Origin of the sequence: Variovorax xiamenensis (assembly GCF_050916385.1) — a bacterium.
In the GTDB taxonomy this organism is placed as follows: Bacteria; Pseudomonadota; Gammaproteobacteria; order Burkholderiales; family Burkholderiaceae_C; genus Variovorax.
The window spans coordinates 6530614-6545299 of the sequence record NZ_CP139038.1 but is presented as its reverse complement, the minus strand read 5'-3'; the positions used below and the strand labels follow the sequence as shown (position 1 = coordinate 6545299).

Here is a 14686-nt window from a genome sequence, read left to right as displayed (position 1 = left end):
ATCAGACGATCGCGAAGTGCTCCGTGCCCGCGGCCAGGTCGGTGCTGCGCGCACGCTGGCTGTTGAGCTTGATCTGCAGGCGCAGGTCGTTGGCAGAGTCGGCGTTGCGGATGGCGTCTTCGAAGCTGATCGAGTGGCTCTCGAAAAGGTCGAACAGCGCCTGGTCGAAGGTCTGCATGCCCAGGTTGCGGCTCTTGCGCATGATCTCCTTGATCTCGCCCACCTCGCCCTTGAAGATCAGGTCGGAAATCAGCGGCGTGTTCAGCAGCACTTCCACTGCGGCCACGCGGCCCAGGCCGTCTTCCGTCGGCACCAGCCGCTGCGACACCAGCGAACGCAGGTTCAGCGACAGGTCCATCAGCAGCTGGGCGCGGCGCTCTTCGGGGAAGAAGTTGATGATCCGGTCCAGCGCCTGGTTGGCGCTGTTGGCGTGCAGCGTTGCCATGCACAGGTGGCCCGTTTCAGCGAAGGCCACGGCGTGCTCCATGGTCTCGCGGTCGCGGATTTCGCCCATCAGGATCACGTCGGGTGCCTGGCGCAGCGTGTTCTTCAGTGCGGCCTCCCAGCTGTCGGTATCGATGCCCACTTCGCGCTGCGTCACCACGCAGTTCTTGTGCGGGTGCACGAATTCGACCGGGTCTTCCACCGTCACGATGTGGCCGAACGAGTTCTCGTTGCGCCAGTCGATCATCGCGGCCAGCGTGGTCGACTTGCCCGAGCCGGTGGCGCCCACCAGGATGCACAGGCCGCGCTTGGTCATCGACACGTCCTTGAGCACCTGCGGCATGCCCAGGCCGTCGATGGTCGGCAGCTTGGCCGGAATGGTCCGCAGCACCATGCCGACCTTGCCCTGCTGCACGAAGGCGTTCACGCGGAAGCGGCCGATGCCGGTCGGCGAGATCGCGAAGTTGCATTCCTTGGTGCGCTCGAATTCGGCCGTCTGGCGGTCGTTCATGATCGAGCGGGTGAGCGCCAGCGTGTGCGGCGCGCCCAGCGCCTGCTGCGAGACCTTGGTGACCTTGCCGTCGACCTTGATCGCCGGCGGGAAGTCGGCCGTGATGAACAGGTCGCTGCCGTTGCGGCTCACCATGAGCTTGAGCAGGTCGTTGATGAACTGGCTGGCTTGATCGCGTTCCATGATGTCGGTGCTCCGAAGGGCTGTGGATCAGCCGGGGAAGTTTTCGGGGATCTTGGCCTTGCCGCGGGCCTCTGCTGCCGAGATGGTATTGCGGCGCACCAGTTCCGTCAGGTTCTGGTCCAGCGTCTGCATGCCCGAGCCCTGGCCGGTCTGGATGGTGGAGTACATCTGCGCCACCTTGGCCTCGCGGATCAGGTTCCGGATGGCCGGCGTGCCCAGCATGATCTCGTGCGCCGCCACGCGGCCCTGGCCATCCTTGGTCTTGCACAGCGTCTGCGAGATCACGGCCTGCAGCGACTCCGAGAGCATCGCGCGGATCATTTCCTTCTCTTCGCCGGGGAACACGTCGATGATCCGGTCGATGGTCTTGGCGGCCGACGAGGTGTGCAGCGTGCCGAACACCAGGTGGCCCGTTTCGGCGGCGGTCATGGCCAGGCGGATGGTTTCCAAGTCGCGCAGCTCGCCCACCAGGATGGCGTCGGGGTCTTCGCGCAGCGCGGAGCGCAGGGCATTGGAGAACGACAGCGTCATCGGCCCCACTTCGCGCTGGTTGATCAGGCACTTCTTCGACTCGTGCACGAACTCGATCGGGTCTTCCACCGTGAGGATGTGGCCGTACTCGTTCTCGTTGAGGTAGTTGATCATCGCGGCCAGCGTGGTCGACTTGCCCGAGCCCGTGGGGCCCGTCACCAGCACCAGCCCGCGCGGCTTGAGCGCCAGTTCGCCGAAAATCTTCGGTGCATTGAGCTGTTCGAGCGTGAGGATCTTCGAAGGAATGGTCCGGAACACCGCGGCCGCGCCGCGCGCCTGGTTGAAGGCGTTCACGCGGAAGCGCGCGAGGCCGTCGATCTCGAACGAGAAGTCGACCTCCAGGAACTCTTCGTAGTGCTTGCGGTGCGTGTCGCTCATGATGTCGTACACCATGGCGTGCACGCCCTTGTGGTCGAGCGCGTCGACGTTGATGCGGCGCACGTCGCCGTTCACGCGGATCATGGGCGGCAGGCCCGCGGAAAGGTGCAGGTCGGAGGCTTTGTTCTTGACGCTGAACGCCAGCAGTTGGGTGATGTCCACGGGGCTCCTCGGCTCGGGTTTCGTGACGTTTTGATACGATTTTGGACGATTATGACGATGATTGGCGACGACCTCCAGCAAGTAAACAACCGGATCGCGAAGGCATGTGTAACGGCCGGCCGCGACCCCGCGCAAGTGCGGTTGCTGGCGGTGTCCAAGACCTTCGGACCGGATGCGGTGCGCGAGGCGCACGCGGCGGGCCAGTCGGCCTTCGGCGAGAACTATGTGCAGGAGGGGCTGGACAAGATCGAAGCCCTCGCCGACCTGCGTTCTTCCCTCGAATGGCACTGCATCGGGCCGCTTCAGAGCAACAAGACGCGGCCCGTGGCCGAGCACTTCGACTGGGTCCACAGCATCGACAGATTGAAGATCGCCGAGCGTCTTTCGGCCCAGCGGCCGGTGCACCTGCCGCCGCTGGATGTATGCCTTCAGGTTAATGTGGACGGCGGCGCCAACAAGTCCGGCGTGCCTCCTGAAGAGGCGCTTGCGCTGGCGCGCGCTGTGGCGGCTTTGCCACAACTTCGGCTGCGCGGGCTTATGGCGATTCCGGAGCCGGCCGCCGGCTTCGAAGCGCAGCGCGAGTTGTGCCTGCGCGCGCACGCGGTGTACCAGTCGATCCGCGACGCGGGCATCGCGCTGGACACGCTGTCGCTGGGCATGAGCGCGGACCTCGAGGCCGCCATCAGCGCAGGCAGCACCATGGTGCGCGTGGGTACGGCGATCTTCGGCGGGCGGACCTACGCCAAGCCGGCCTGACTGCTCCTTGCTCGTCAGACTCCCAGCGGCAGCCGCGCGCTGTTCTTCACTTCTTCCATCACCGCATAGGTCCGCGTTTCGCGCACGCCGGGCAGCTGCCACAGCACGGTGCCCGCGAACTCGCGGTAGGCGGCCATGTCGGCCATGCGGGTCTTGAGCAGGTAGTCGAAGCCGCCCGCGACCATGTGGCATTCCATGATCTCGTCGCGCACCTGCACGGCCGCCTTGAACTGGTCGAACACGTTGGGCGTGGTGCGATCGAGCAGCACTTCGACGAAGACGGTGAAGCCGCGGCCGAGCTTGTGCGGATCGAGCCGCGCCTCGTAGCCCTGGATGAAGCCGTCGCGCGTGAGCCGCTGCACCCGCGCCAGCACCGCGGTGGGCGAGAGCGCCACCGCCTCGGCCAGCTTGAGGTTGGTGATGCGGCCGTCCTCCTGAAGGATCTTCAGAAGACGCAGATCGATGCGGTCCAGGTCGAGCATCGGAGGATTATCCGGCTCAGGCATCGATTCGTGGCAAAAGATGCGGTCTATGACCTCATGCCGTAGGAGATAGAACCAAGGAACTGCCGGCGGCCTACCCTGGATTACCCAAGGGGGCACCGCGCGTTCCGCGTGCCGTCAGCGAACCTGCGTTTGCGACTGCGCGGCCGCCTGCTGGTTCTTGAGCTGGTCGACCAGGGCGCCGTAGGCCGGGCTTGCGCGCAGCTTGGCGTATTCGGCGGCAGCTTCGCGGTAGCCCGGCTTCATCGAATCGGCGCCGGCTTCGCTGGCCTGCTGGGCCGCCAGGCCCGACTGGATCCAGAGACGCGTGTCGGCCGCCACGGCGGCGCGGCTGTTGGCCGAGACCACCAGCGGCTCCTGCTGGTAGCCGCTGGTGTAGCCCTGCGTGGGCGCGGTCTTCAGCCACTGCACCGCGTCGGCGGTCACCGCGGCGCGCGTGGTCGACGAGGCCAGCGGCGCGGGACGCGGATCGCCCTCGGCGTAGTTGCCGGCGAAGCTCGGCGCGGCGATCGTGCCCAGCAGGGCGGCGAGGGCGGCGGTGCCGATCAGTCGGGTGGCGGAAGCTTGCTTGCTCATTCGTTACTCCTTGATGTGTGACGTTGGTTGGTTGATTGCTTGGGTTGCCCTGGTTGGTGAAGCCAACTCTACGAAGCGGATCCGCGAGGTCGATAACCCGTCGATGACGTTTCTGTCATCTACGGGTTCGTGCGTGCCTATCGCTCGCCCGACGGGATCGTTCCCGCCCGCATGGCCTTGATGGCATCGGCCTCCACCGCCTCGCGCGTGGCGGGCTGGCCGGCGCGTGCGGCGGGCCAGGGCGCGCCGCGGCTCACGCTGTTCCAGGCGGGCTGCTTCTGCGCGGTGGCCAGTTCGGCGACGACCCTGTCGCGCGAGGGGTCCTGCTTCGCGTGATCGGGGTAGCGCGTCACGCCGGCCTCGGTGGGCGCGAAGTGGTACTCGCCGGCGGCGGACGCGGCCAGCGGTGCCAGCGCGGCGGCGGCGAGAAGGGAAGAAGAAAGAAGAAGCGTGCGATGCGGCATGGTCGGTGTCTCCTGGTTGTTCGCCGTCGCCGGAAATGGCGCCGACCGTGCCAATCTAGGAAGCGAGGCCGTCAGCCTCCGCACGCCGCGATTACATCGGCGCAATGTGCGCGCCGCGGCGCCACCAACCTCTCTTGCATAACCGCCTCCGCGGCGCGCATAAGCCATGGCGCAACGCGCGGCGGAGGTCTATCGTTGCGGCCACCCTAACAAACCAAGCAAGGGAACTCATATGAGCGAACAACTCTCCTTCGTCAGTCCTACAGCCAACAGCCCGTGGGGCACATATCTCTCGCAGGTCGATCGCGTCGTGCCGTACCTCGGCCCGCTGGCCCGCTGGGTCGAAACCCTCAAGCGCCCCAAGCGCGCGCTCATCGTCGACGTGCCCATCGAAATGGACGACGGCACCATCGCCCACTTCGAGGGCTACCGCGTGCAGCACAACATGAGCCGCGGCCCGGGCAAGGGCGGCATCCGCTTCCACCCCGACGTCACGCTCGAAGAAGTGATGGCCCTGTCGGCCTGGATGACCGTCAAGACGGCGGCCGTCAACCTGCCATACGGCGGCGCCAAGGGCGGCATCCGCGTCGACCCGAAGAAACTCTCGCTGCAGGAGCTCGAGAAAGTCACCCGCCGCTACACCAGCGAGATCGGCATCATCATCGGCCCGCACACCGACATCCCCGCGCCCGACGTCAACACCAACGCCCAGATCATGGCGTGGATGATGGACACCTACTCCATGAACGTCGGCGGCACCGCCACCGGCGTCGTCACCGGCAAGCCGCTGCACCTGGGCGGCTCGCTGGGCCGCGTGAAGGCCACCGGCCGCGGCGTGTTCGTCACCGGTCGCGAAGCGGCGCGCCGCCTCGGCCTCGACCTGCGCGGCGCGCGCATCGCCGTGCAGGGCTTCGGCAACGTGGGCTCCGTCGCGGCCGAGCTCTTCGCCGAAGCGGGCGCCAAGATCGTCGCTGTGCAGGACCACACCGGCACCATCGTCAACAGCAACGGCCTCGACCTCGCCAAGCTCGTGCCCATCTCGCGCACCGACGGCGTGATCGGCTTCAAGGCCGGCGGCGACATCGTGCCGAACGAGGACTTCTGGAACACGCCCTGCGACATCCTGATCCCGGCCGCCCTCGAAGGCCAGCTCACCGCCGAGCGCGCGCAGAAGACCACCGCCAAGCTGGTGCTCGAAGGCGCCAACGGCCCCACCGTGCCGCAGGCCGACGACATCCTCGCCGAGCGCGGCGTGCTGGTGGTGCCCGACGTGATCTGCAACGCCGGCGGCGTGACCGTGAGCTACTTCGAATGGGTGCAGGACTTCTCGTCCTTCTTCTGGGACGAGGACGAGATCAACGTGCGCCTCGACCGCATCATGATGAACGCGCTCAACCACATCTGGGACACGGCGGACAAGCACAAGATCACCCTGCGCACGGCGACGTACGCGGTGGCCTGCGAGCGCATCCTGATGGCTCGCCAAGAACGCGGTCTGTATCCCTGATCTGGAAGCGACGGTCCCTGTATCCTGCGGGCCCATGAGCGGCCCGCCCATCCACCTCGATCCCGCGTTCATCGCGTCGCCCGATGCCCTTCTCGAATGGCTTCGGTCCGCGGTGAAGTGGGACGAGCGCATGCGCGCACGCAAGACTGCAAGCTTCGGCGTGCCGTACGACTATTCGCAGATTGCCTATGAGCCAGTGCCGATGCCCTCGGAGTTGGAGGTTCTGTGCGACAGGATCGAAGCCGAGCTCGACTTTCGTCCCAACAATTGCCTGTTGAACCACTATGCCGACGGCGTGTCGTCAATGGGCTTCCACTCGGACGACGTCACGGCACTGGCGCCCGGTACGGGCGTCGCGATCGTTTCGATCGGAGCCACACGGTCGATTGCATACCGCAGCAAAGCTGACAGGAATTTGCGCTTCGAATACCCGTTGCCTCACGGCTCGCTGCTCTACATGTCGGACGCCGTGCAGCGGGACTGGCTCCATGCCATTCCCAAGGCCGAGGGCGTCGGGGAGCGCATCAGTCTGACGTTTCGCGCGATCCTGATCAGCTGATGATTTCTTGACGTCCGAAGAAGCTACGCTCAGGGGGATGACCACCACCCCCGCGCAGAGCCTCCCGCTTCCTTCTCTTCCCCCCGAAAGCACCGCCCGCCTGCAGGCCCTCATGGCCAGCGGGCAGCGTCGGCTGCTGGGGCTCGTCGGCGCGCCCGGCGCGGGCAAGTCCACGCTCGCGGCGGCGCTTTTGCAGGCGGTGGGTGCCGACCGCGCGCAGGTCGTTCCCATGGACGGCTTCCACCTTGCCAATGTCGAGCTGCAACGGCTCGGCCGTGCCGGTCGCAAGGGCGCTCCCGACACCTTCGACAGCGCCGGCTACGTTGCGCTGCTGCAGCGTCTGCGCGAGCAGCGGCCCGACGGCGACATCGTCTATGCGCCCGAATTTCGCCGCGAGATCGAGGAGCCGATCGCCGGCGCGATCGCCGTGCTGCCTTCGACGCAGCTCGTCATCACCGAGGGCAACTACCTGCTGCACGACGTCGGTCCGTGGGCCGGCGCGGCCGCGATGCTCGACGAGGTCTGGTACGTGGACATCGACGATGCCCTGCGGGAGGAGCGCCTGGTGCGCCGCCACCAGCAGTTCGGCCGCAGCGCCGATGAAGCGCGCGCCTGGGTAGCGAGCACCGACGCGCCGAACGCGCGGCTGATCGCGGCGACGCGGGTGCGGGCGCATCACGTGCTGCCCTGGTCCTGAAAATTTCGACCGCGTGGCGGGAACGCGCCTGCACGGGCGCGCTCGAAGGCTTGCCGGCAAGGCCGCCGGTTAGCATTCGCCGCTTCATGCCGTCCATGCACTCCTCTTTTCTTCCTGTCGTCCACGCCCGGGCCGTCGTCATCGGCCTGCTTTCCGCCCTCGTGCTCGCCGGTTGCGGCAGTACCTCCCGCCGGGTCAACTATGAGCCCGAGGCCTTCGGTTCCACCACCACCCACACCCGCGACTACGAGGCGACCGAGGCCCAGACCTGCGAGGCCGCGCGCCGTGCGCTGCTGAGCCAGGGCTACATGATCACGGCCGCCAACTCCGATCTCGTCACCGGCCGCAAGAGCTTCCAGCCGGCGGCCGAGGTGCATGTGGAGGTCGAGTTCCGCGTGGTCTGCGCGCGGGAAAGCACCCGGAGCGGCAAGGCGAGCAAAAGCACCGTGGCCTTCGCCACCGCGCTGCAGGACCGCTACGGGCTCAAGAAGGTCAACAACTCGGCGAGCCTTGGCGTGGGCGCGATCGGCTCGCTCTCGCTGCCGTTCTCGGGCAGCGACGACGCGATGGTGAAGGTGGCGAGCGAGACGCTGACCGACGAGCGCTTCTACGACCGCTTCTTCTCGCTGCTCGACCGCTACCTCGAAGGGCCTGAGGCGGAGGACGAAGCCGCGACGAAGCCCGAGGAAACGCCGGTCGCATCGCCGGCCGCGGCGCCTGCGCCAGCCGCCGCCCCGGCATCCGATCCGGCACCGGCCGTCACCTATCCCGTGACTTCGTCGCCCAACCGGGGCTGAAGCCGGAAGCTCGAAATAGCAAGATGCGTCTTACAATCTGGGCATGGCCTCCACCATCCCGGATCCGGCGCAGTGCGCCTCGCGTCTTCGTGCATCGGTGTCGCTGCTCGCGCGCCAGTTGCGCAGCGGCAGCACCACGCCGGATGCTCCCAGCGTTGCCAAGCTCAGCGTGCTGGGCCAGCTTCACCAGCACGGGCCGTGCACGCCCACGGTGCTGGCCGGGTTGGAGCGCGTCAAGCTCCAGTCGCTGACCCGGCTGCTGGCTGAACTCGAGGCCGAAGGCTGGATCGGCCGCTCGGCGCATCCCACCGACGGCCGCCAATGGCTGCTCTCGCTCACTCCCGAGGGCACGCGGCGGCTGAAGGCGATCATGCGCACGCGCGAGGCCGCGCTGGCCGAGGCGATAGGCGCCACGTTGAGCGAAGACCAGCGCGCCCTGCTGCTCGAAGCCTGCGAGCTGATCGACGGCATCGCCGCCACGCTCGGCAGCAACGCGAAGGCGCCCAGGCCATGAGCGGCGCGCGCGCACTGCAACGTCTCGCGGGCCCCTGGCGCAACGGCCGCTGGCGCCCCGGTGTGCAGCTCGCGGCGGCGGTGGCCATCGCCTGGTGCGTCGCCACCGCGCTGCACCTGCCCGAGAGCTTCTGGGCCGTGATGAGCGTGCTGATCGTCATGCGTCCGAGCGCCGGCTCCACGCTCGACGCCGGCTGGGACCGCGTGCGCGGCACCGCGGCCGGAGCGCTGGTCGGCCTGGCGGGCGTCTATCTGCAGCACCATGGCGCGCCGGCGCTCGCGACCACGCTGGCCCTCGTCGTGCTGCTCGCGTTCGCCAGCGCGTCCGTCCCGGGCATGCGCAGCGCGCCGGTGGCCGCGTTGATCATCCTCTCGGCAGGCGGCATTCCCGGCCACACGCCGCTGCAGGTGGCGCTGCTGCGCATGGTGCAGATCGGCATCGGCGTGGGCGTCGCGCTGGCGGTCTCGACGGTGATGTCGGAGTACCACGCGGGTGTGCGCTTCGACGAAGGCTGCGCCGCGCTTTTGCGCGGCATCGCCAAGCGCATGTCGGCCACGAAACGGCCAGTCGACGCAGTGGAGATCGAGCGCATCCAGGCCGGCACCCGCGCCGCGCTGGCCCGCTTGAGCGCACTGGCCGGCAGCGCCGACCTGGAGGCGCGATGGTGGCGCCGCGGCGTCGTCGCAGGCGCCACCGGAGGCAGCTATCGCGACAAGGCCCGGCTGGCGGCGCGCATCTTCCAGGACGCCACGATGCTCGACCGCGTGCTCCGCCTGGCGCCCGGCATGCAGGCCGATGCCGCGCAGGCCGCCGGCGCGGCCATTGCAGGCATGGCCGACGCGCTCGCGGGCAAGGCCGCTCCGCCCGACCTCGGCGAACTCGGCCGCTGCGCCGCACACGCTTCCTCGCAAGACAGCGCATCGAGCGCGCTGCTGGCCGCGCCGCTGAACCTGCTGCTCGACGACCTGCGCCGCCTGCAAGGCGCCCTCGCAATGCGCCCGCCGGGGTAGTCCGCCGGCCGGGGCGGACATCGATTCACCCTAGAATCTTCCGAAAATTCATTCGTTTCGGAGAGGGACGGGCATGGAAGACCAGTCGCAGGACGCGCGCTACGCGCCTCCGCAATCCCATGTGGAAGACGTGGTGCAGCCGGGCGGAGCACAGTCGGGAGAGCTCGCGTCGCGCGGCACGCGCTTCCTCGCCGCGATGCTCGACGCCGGCATCTCCATCGCCGCGATCTGGCTCCTCGCGAAGTTCACGCCCATCAATCTCTGGGAAGACGACGGCCTCGGGCTCTGGGAGCCACGCATCTCCAGCGCGGCCTCCGGCGTCGTCCTCTACCTCGTCCTGCACGGCTACCTGCTGGCCACGCGCGGGCAGACCATCGGCAAGGCACTGTTCAAGATCCGCATCGCGCGGCCCGACGGCTCGCGCGCGCAGATCGGGCGCATCCTGGCCCTGCGCGACGGCCCGGCGTTCTTCACGACCATCTGGCCGCTGCTCGGCCCGATCTACGTGCTGATCGACAGCCTCTTCATCTTCCGCGCGTCGCGCCGCTGCCTGCACGACCAGATCGCCGACACCGTCGTGCTGCAGGCCTGAGCCGGGCTCGACGCCAGTGCGCCTCGACACGCTCTACACCGCCGAGACCCCGGAAGGCATCGCGCTCTCGCTGCGCCCGGCCGGACTGGTCGCGCGCGGGCTGGCGTATCTCATCGACTTCGCGATCCGGCTCGGCATCTTCGTCGCCATCTCCATCGGCGTCGGCATGATGGGCAAGATGGGCTTCGGCATCCTGCTCATCGCGTATTTTTGCCTCGAGTGGTTCTATCCGGTGGTGTTCGAGCTCACGCGCGCGGCCGCCACGCCCGGCAAGCGCGTGATGGGCCTGCGGGTGGTGATGGATTCCGGCCTGCCCGTCACGCCCGCCGCCGCGCTCACGCGCAACCTGCTGCGCGCGGCCGATTTCGTTCCTTCCTTCTACGGTGCCGGCATCGTGTCGATGCTGTGGCGGCACGACAGCAAGCGACTGGGCGACCTCGCCGCCGGCACGCTGGTGGTGTTCAGCGACCAGGTGAGCCTGCACGGCAGCCTGCCCCCGGCCGAGCCGCAGGCGCCCGCGCGGCCGCTGTCGGCGCGCGAGCAGATGGCCATCGTCTCGTGGGCCGGGCGCGCCACCCGCCTCACGCCCGAGCGCTTCGACGAACTCGCCCGCGTCGCCGAGCCGGTGCTCGGCCCCGACAACACCGGCGCCTCCGCCTCGCAGCGGCTGCTCGGCGTGGCGCAGTGGGTGCTGGGCCGGCGCACCGGCGCAGGTGCCGACGCGCAGGGAAGGGCCGGGCCATGACCCCGCTCGATTTCGAAACCGCCTACGCGCCCCTGTGGGCCGAGCTCGAAGCCGTCATCCGCACGGCCGAAACCAAGCGCAAGTTCGACGGCGCCCGGCTCGCGACGCTCTACCGGCGCGTGTGCGAGCACCTGGCATTGGCGCAGGCGCGCGCCTATCCGATCCATCTCACGCAGAGGCTCGAAGGTCTCACGCAGAGCGCACACCGGCTGATCTACCGTCGCCACGACTACGGCCTCGCGCGCTTCGCGCGGCTCGCGCTGGTCGACTTTCCCGAGGCGGTGCGCGCGCATCGCATCTACCTGCTGGTGTCGGCGCTGATGTTCGTGCTGCCGCTGCTGGCGTCGGGCTGGGCGGCGTGGCGCGACCCGGGCTTCATCCTGCACCTGCTCGACGCCAGCTCGGTGCAGCAGTTCGATTCCATGTACGGCGACGGCGCCGAGTCGCTGGGCCGCACGCGTAGCGCGGGGGACGACTGGCAGATGTTCGGCTACTACATCATGAACAACATCGGCATCGGGTTCCGCTGCTTCGCGGCCGGCATCTTCGCCGGCGTGGGCAGCGCCGCGGTGGTGGTGTTCAACGGCGTGCAGATCGGGGCCGTGGGCGGCTACCTCATCGCGGCGGGACATGCCGAGAACTTCCTGTCCTTCGTCGTCACGCATTCGTCCTTCGAGCTCACCGCCATCGTGCTGGCCGGCGCGGCGGGCCTGCGGCTCGGCTACTCGTGGGTGGCACCGGGGCGCCACACGCGGCTCGAGGCGCTGCGCCTGGCCGCGCGCCATGCGGTGGTGATCGTCTACGGCGTCATCGGCCTGCTGCTCGTCGCCGCGGCGGTCGAAGCCTTCTGGTCTTCGGCGCGCTGGATCGCGCCGGGCGTGAAGTACGGCGTGGGCGGCGCCTGCTGGCTGGTGGTGCTGGCCTACCTGGGCTGGCAGGGACGTCCGCGCGCCGCCGCCGGACCGGGGGAAGACCATGCAGGTTGACGGCCTCGCCATCGCGCTGCGGCCCAGGCCCATGGCCGAGGCGGCCGACCTGGGCGCGCAGCTGGTGCGCAGCCACGCGCGCTCGGTGTGGCGCACCTTCCTGCCGGTCTACATCGTGACGGTGCTGCTGGCCCTCAGCACGGTCGAGATCGCCGGCTGGCTGCCCAGCCTCCTGATCTTCTGGCTCAAGCCCTGGCTCGACCGCAGCCTGCTCTTCGTCCATTCGCGCGCCGTGTTCGGGCAGGAAACGCGCTGGTCCGACCTGTGGGCCAACCGCCGTGCCGTGTGGGGCGGTCAGCTGTTGCGCACGCTGCTGTGGCGGCGCTTCTCGCCCTGGCGCTCGTTCACCCAGGCCATCGAGCAGCTCGAGGGCCAGCGCGGCAGCGCCCGGCGCAAGCGGCGCACGCAGCTGCTGCGCGGACGGCGCGGCTCGGCCACGGGCATGCAGCTGGTGTTCGCCAACGTGGAGATGGCGCTCGACATCTGCCTGCTGTCGCTGCTGTTCTGGTTCGCGCCCGAAGGCAGCTCCCGCGACCTCTTCAACTGGCTCACGCAATCGGACTCGCTGGTGCAGAGCCTGCTGACGGCGGGCGCGTACGCGCTGGTCGTCGGCGTGCTGGAGCCGTTCTACGTGGCGGCGGGCTTCGCGATGTACCTCAACCGCCGGGTAGAGCTGGAAGCCTGGGACATCGAACAGGAGTTCCGTCGTGGGTTCAGGTGACACCCCCGGGCTTCGCGTTGCGGCAGCAGCGCTGGCCGCGTGGGTCGCGGTGGCCGGCGCGATGCTGCCATCGGTTGCCGCTGCCGCCGCCGAGACGCCTCTGACGCGCGAGCAGGTCAAGGCCGCGGCCGACAAGGTCCGGGCTGATCCGAACATGCCCGGCACGCGGACCGAGAAGAAGCTGCGCTTCAAGGAGCGCGAGGAGGACGAGGAAGAGCCCGAGAAGAAGCCCGACAGCCTGGACTGGTTGCGCGACTTCGTGCGGGCCGTGGCCGAGGGCGCGCGCTGGCTCATCTGGGGGCTGGCCGCGCTGGCGCTGGCCTGGCTGGCGGTTCGCCTGCATCGCTGGGTGCGGGTGCGAGCCGGCGGCGCGCGGCCCGGCAAGGCACCGCTGCCCAGCCACGTGGGCAGCCTCGACATCCGGCCCGAAAGCCTTCCCGACGACATCGGCAACGCCGCCGCCGGACTCTGGCAGCGTGGCCAGCACCGGCCCGCGCTGTCGCTGCTGTACCGCGGCGCGCTGTCGCGGCTGGTGCATTGGCACGCGGTGCCGGTGCGCGCGGCGAGCACCGAGGGCGAATGCGTGGCGCTGGCCGCGACCCGGCTCGCGCCGGACGCGCAGGCCTTCTTCGTGCGGCTGGTCGAAGCGTGGCAACTTGCGGCCTACGGCGGCCGGCTGCCTTCCACGGCGCAGGTGCTGGCGGTCTGCGGCGAGTTCGACCTGCATCTGTCCGGCAAGCCCGTAGCCGTCGAGCAGGCCGACAGCCTGATGAAGGGCTCGGCCGCATGAACGCATGGGTGGTCCGCATCGTCACGGTGCTCGTGCTGGCGCTGGCCGGCTACTGGCTCGTCACTTCCACCGAGTGGGCCGACACCGAGGTGTCGACGCCCGCGAACGGCGAGGCGAAGACGAACCGCTTCTACGGCGCGCAGGCAATGCTGCGCGAACTCGGCATGAAGGTGGTCAAGCGCGACAGCCTCGATGCCATGCCGCCCGCGCAGGCGCGGCTGGTGCTGGGCTCCAGCCACTGGGACATGTTTCCCGAGCGCGGCCGGCGCCTGCGCGAATGGGTGGAGCAGGGCGGGCACCTGGTGATGCCGGGCTACCTCGTCGGCGGCGACCAGCTGGAAGACTGGCTGCCGCTGGTCCGCGAGAAGTCGCCCGCATCGGACGAGAAAAAAGACACGCCCGAGCCGAAGAAGAAAAAGAGAACCACCGTCCCGGCCCTTCCCGACCCGTCCGCGAAAGACGCCGACTGCCGCGTCGTGAGCGAGCCGGAGACCGTGCCCGCGAGCTTCGCCGGCGGCCGCAGCTTCCGGGTCTGCACATGGTGGTCGCCGTCGCGCTACCGGCCCGCCGACAAGCAGCCGCCGGCACTGTGGACGGCGGCCGGCTCGCGCGGCACCGAGGCGATCCGCGTGGGCGTCGGCCGCGGCACCGTCACCGTGATGCCCTGGGGGCTCTGGCACAACGACAGCCTGCTGCGCGGCGACAACGCGCTGTTCGCGGCCGCCGCGGTGCAGGCGCGCGGCGGCGCCGAGATCTGGTTCGTGGCCGAGGAAGCGCGCGAGCCCTTCATGCTGTGGCTCTGGCACAAGGGCTGGGTGGCGCTGGTCGTGGGCTTGCTGGCGCTGGCCGTCGCGCTCTGGCGCGCCGCCGTGCGCTTCGGGCCGCTCGCGCCTTCGGCCGGCACGCACCGGCGCTCGATGGCCGAGCAGGTGCGCGGCACCGCCGGCTTCCTGCACGCGCACGGCGCTGGCGCGCTGCACGTGGCGCAGCTGCGCGCGCTGAACGAATCCGCCCGCCGCCAGTTGCGCGGCTATGCGCTTCGCGACCCGGCGGCGCGTGCCGCCGCCATCGCCCAGGCCACAGGGCTGGAGCCGGCCATGCTCGTGCGCGCGATGGACGAGGCACGGGCCCGCCATGCGGGCGGCATGGCGATCGACCTGGAAGTGCTCGAGACCGCGCGCAGGCGGCTCGATGCGCGCGGGCCGTTCATGCCTTCGTCGTCTTCACCGACTTCTTCTTCCTCCTCCTCATCCTGAACCG

The 14686-nt window shown here is 69.1% G+C and carries 18 protein-coding genes; 13 read left to right on the top strand and 5 right to left on the bottom strand.

Annotated elements, in window-relative coordinates; genetic code table 11:
* Position 1: 1 nt before the first annotated feature.
* Both SFB74_RS30005 and SFB74_RS30000 read right to left on the bottom strand, forming a co-directional pair.
* On the bottom strand, positions 2-1138 hold the full coding sequence (locus SFB74_RS30005) for a PilT/PilU family type 4a pilus ATPase (protein ID WP_093206425.1): 1137 nt from the start codon (positions 1136-1138) through the stop codon (positions 2-4).
* 27 nt (positions 1139-1165) lie between these two features.
* Positions 1166-2209, bottom strand: coding sequence for a type IV pilus twitching motility protein PilT (locus SFB74_RS30000; RefSeq protein WP_093206426.1), 1044 nt, complete (start codon positions 2207-2209; stop codon positions 1166-1168).
* Positions 2210-2260: 51 nt separating this feature from the next.
* On the opposite strand from SFB74_RS30000, the gene SFB74_RS29995 reads away from it, so the two are divergent.
* Positions 2261-2965 (top strand): YggS family pyridoxal phosphate-dependent enzyme, encoded by a 705-nt coding sequence (locus SFB74_RS29995; protein WP_432732022.1) that lies wholly within the window; start codon positions 2261-2263, stop codon positions 2963-2965.
* Positions 2966-2979: 14 nt separating this feature from the next.
* Here the strand turns inward: SFB74_RS29995 and SFB74_RS29990 are convergent, their stop codons facing one another.
* From SFB74_RS29990 to SFB74_RS29980, 3 genes are all read right to left on the bottom strand, one after another.
* Positions 2980-3447, bottom strand: a complete 468-nt coding sequence (locus SFB74_RS29990; protein WP_019657564.1) for an Lrp/AsnC ligand binding domain-containing protein — start codon at positions 3445-3447, stop codon at positions 2980-2982.
* A 138-nt stretch (positions 3448-3585) separates the two neighbouring features.
* A complete protein-coding gene (locus SFB74_RS29985; protein ID WP_432728040.1) occupies positions 3586-4044 on the bottom strand; it encodes a hypothetical protein in 459 nt (152 codons plus the stop codon).
* A 137-nt stretch (positions 4045-4181) separates the two neighbouring features.
* The gene (locus SFB74_RS29980; RefSeq protein WP_432728039.1) at positions 4182-4508 is read right to left on the bottom strand and encodes a DUF4148 domain-containing protein; all 327 of its coding nucleotides are present in this window, start codon (positions 4506-4508) and stop codon (positions 4182-4184) included.
* 232 nt (positions 4509-4740) lie between these two features.
* On the opposite strand from SFB74_RS29980, the gene SFB74_RS29975 reads away from it, so the two are divergent.
* The 12 genes from SFB74_RS29975 (at position 4741) to SFB74_RS29920 (ending at position 14682) form a co-directional block, all read left to right on the top strand.
* Positions 4741-6015, top strand: a complete 1275-nt coding sequence (locus tag SFB74_RS29975) for a Glu/Leu/Phe/Val family dehydrogenase (protein ID WP_432728038.1) — start codon at positions 4741-4743, stop codon at positions 6013-6015.
* Positions 6016-6049: 34 nt separating this feature from the next.
* The gene (locus SFB74_RS29970) at positions 6050-6574 is read left to right on the top strand and encodes an alpha-ketoglutarate-dependent dioxygenase AlkB family protein (protein WP_432728037.1); all 525 of its coding nucleotides are present in this window, start codon (positions 6050-6052) and stop codon (positions 6572-6574) included.
* A 37-nt stretch (positions 6575-6611) separates the two neighbouring features.
* Positions 6612-7271, top strand: coding sequence for a nucleoside/nucleotide kinase family protein (locus SFB74_RS29965; protein ID WP_432732021.1), 660 nt, complete (start codon positions 6612-6614; stop codon positions 7269-7271).
* Positions 7272-7357: 86 nt separating this feature from the next.
* Positions 7358-8068 carry a DUF2242 domain-containing protein gene (locus SFB74_RS29960; protein WP_432728036.1) on the top strand — a complete coding sequence of 237 codons (711 nt, stop codon included), beginning with the start codon at positions 7358-7360 and terminating at the stop codon, positions 8066-8068.
* Positions 8069-8111: 43 nt separating this feature from the next.
* Positions 8112-8582, top strand: a complete 471-nt coding sequence (locus SFB74_RS29955; protein ID WP_432728035.1) for a MarR family winged helix-turn-helix transcriptional regulator — start codon at positions 8112-8114, stop codon at positions 8580-8582.
* A complete protein-coding gene (locus SFB74_RS29950) occupies positions 8579-9592 on the top strand; it encodes an FUSC family protein (protein WP_432728034.1) in 1014 nt (337 codons plus the stop codon). The genes SFB74_RS29955 and SFB74_RS29950 overlap by 4 nt, the downstream gene beginning before the upstream one ends.
* Positions 9593-9665: 73 nt before the next feature.
* Positions 9666-10184: an RDD family protein gene (locus SFB74_RS29945; RefSeq protein WP_432728033.1), complete on the top strand. Its 519-nt coding sequence runs from the start codon at positions 9666-9668 to the stop codon at positions 10182-10184.
* A 16-nt stretch (positions 10185-10200) separates the two neighbouring features.
* Positions 10201-10929 (top strand): RDD family protein, encoded by a 729-nt coding sequence (locus tag SFB74_RS29940; RefSeq protein WP_432728032.1) that lies wholly within the window; start codon positions 10201-10203, stop codon positions 10927-10929.
* Positions 10926-11915: a stage II sporulation protein M gene (locus SFB74_RS29935; protein WP_432728031.1), complete on the top strand. Its 990-nt coding sequence runs from the start codon at positions 10926-10928 to the stop codon at positions 11913-11915. The genes SFB74_RS29940 and SFB74_RS29935 overlap by 4 nt, the downstream gene beginning before the upstream one ends.
* Positions 11905-12636, top strand: coding sequence for a hypothetical protein (locus SFB74_RS29930; protein ID WP_432728030.1), 732 nt, complete (start codon positions 11905-11907; stop codon positions 12634-12636). The genes SFB74_RS29935 and SFB74_RS29930 overlap by 11 nt, the downstream gene beginning before the upstream one ends.
* Entirely contained in the window at positions 12623-13426 is an 804-nt protein-coding gene (locus tag SFB74_RS29925) for a DUF4129 domain-containing protein (protein WP_432728029.1), read from the top strand. Before SFB74_RS29930 ends, SFB74_RS29925 begins: the two co-directional genes overlap by 14 nt.
* The gene (locus SFB74_RS29920; protein WP_432728028.1) at positions 13423-14682 is read left to right on the top strand and encodes a DUF4350 domain-containing protein; all 1260 of its coding nucleotides are present in this window, start codon (positions 13423-13425) and stop codon (positions 14680-14682) included. Before SFB74_RS29925 ends, SFB74_RS29920 begins: the two co-directional genes overlap by 4 nt.
* Positions 14683-14686: the final 4 nt, after the last annotated feature.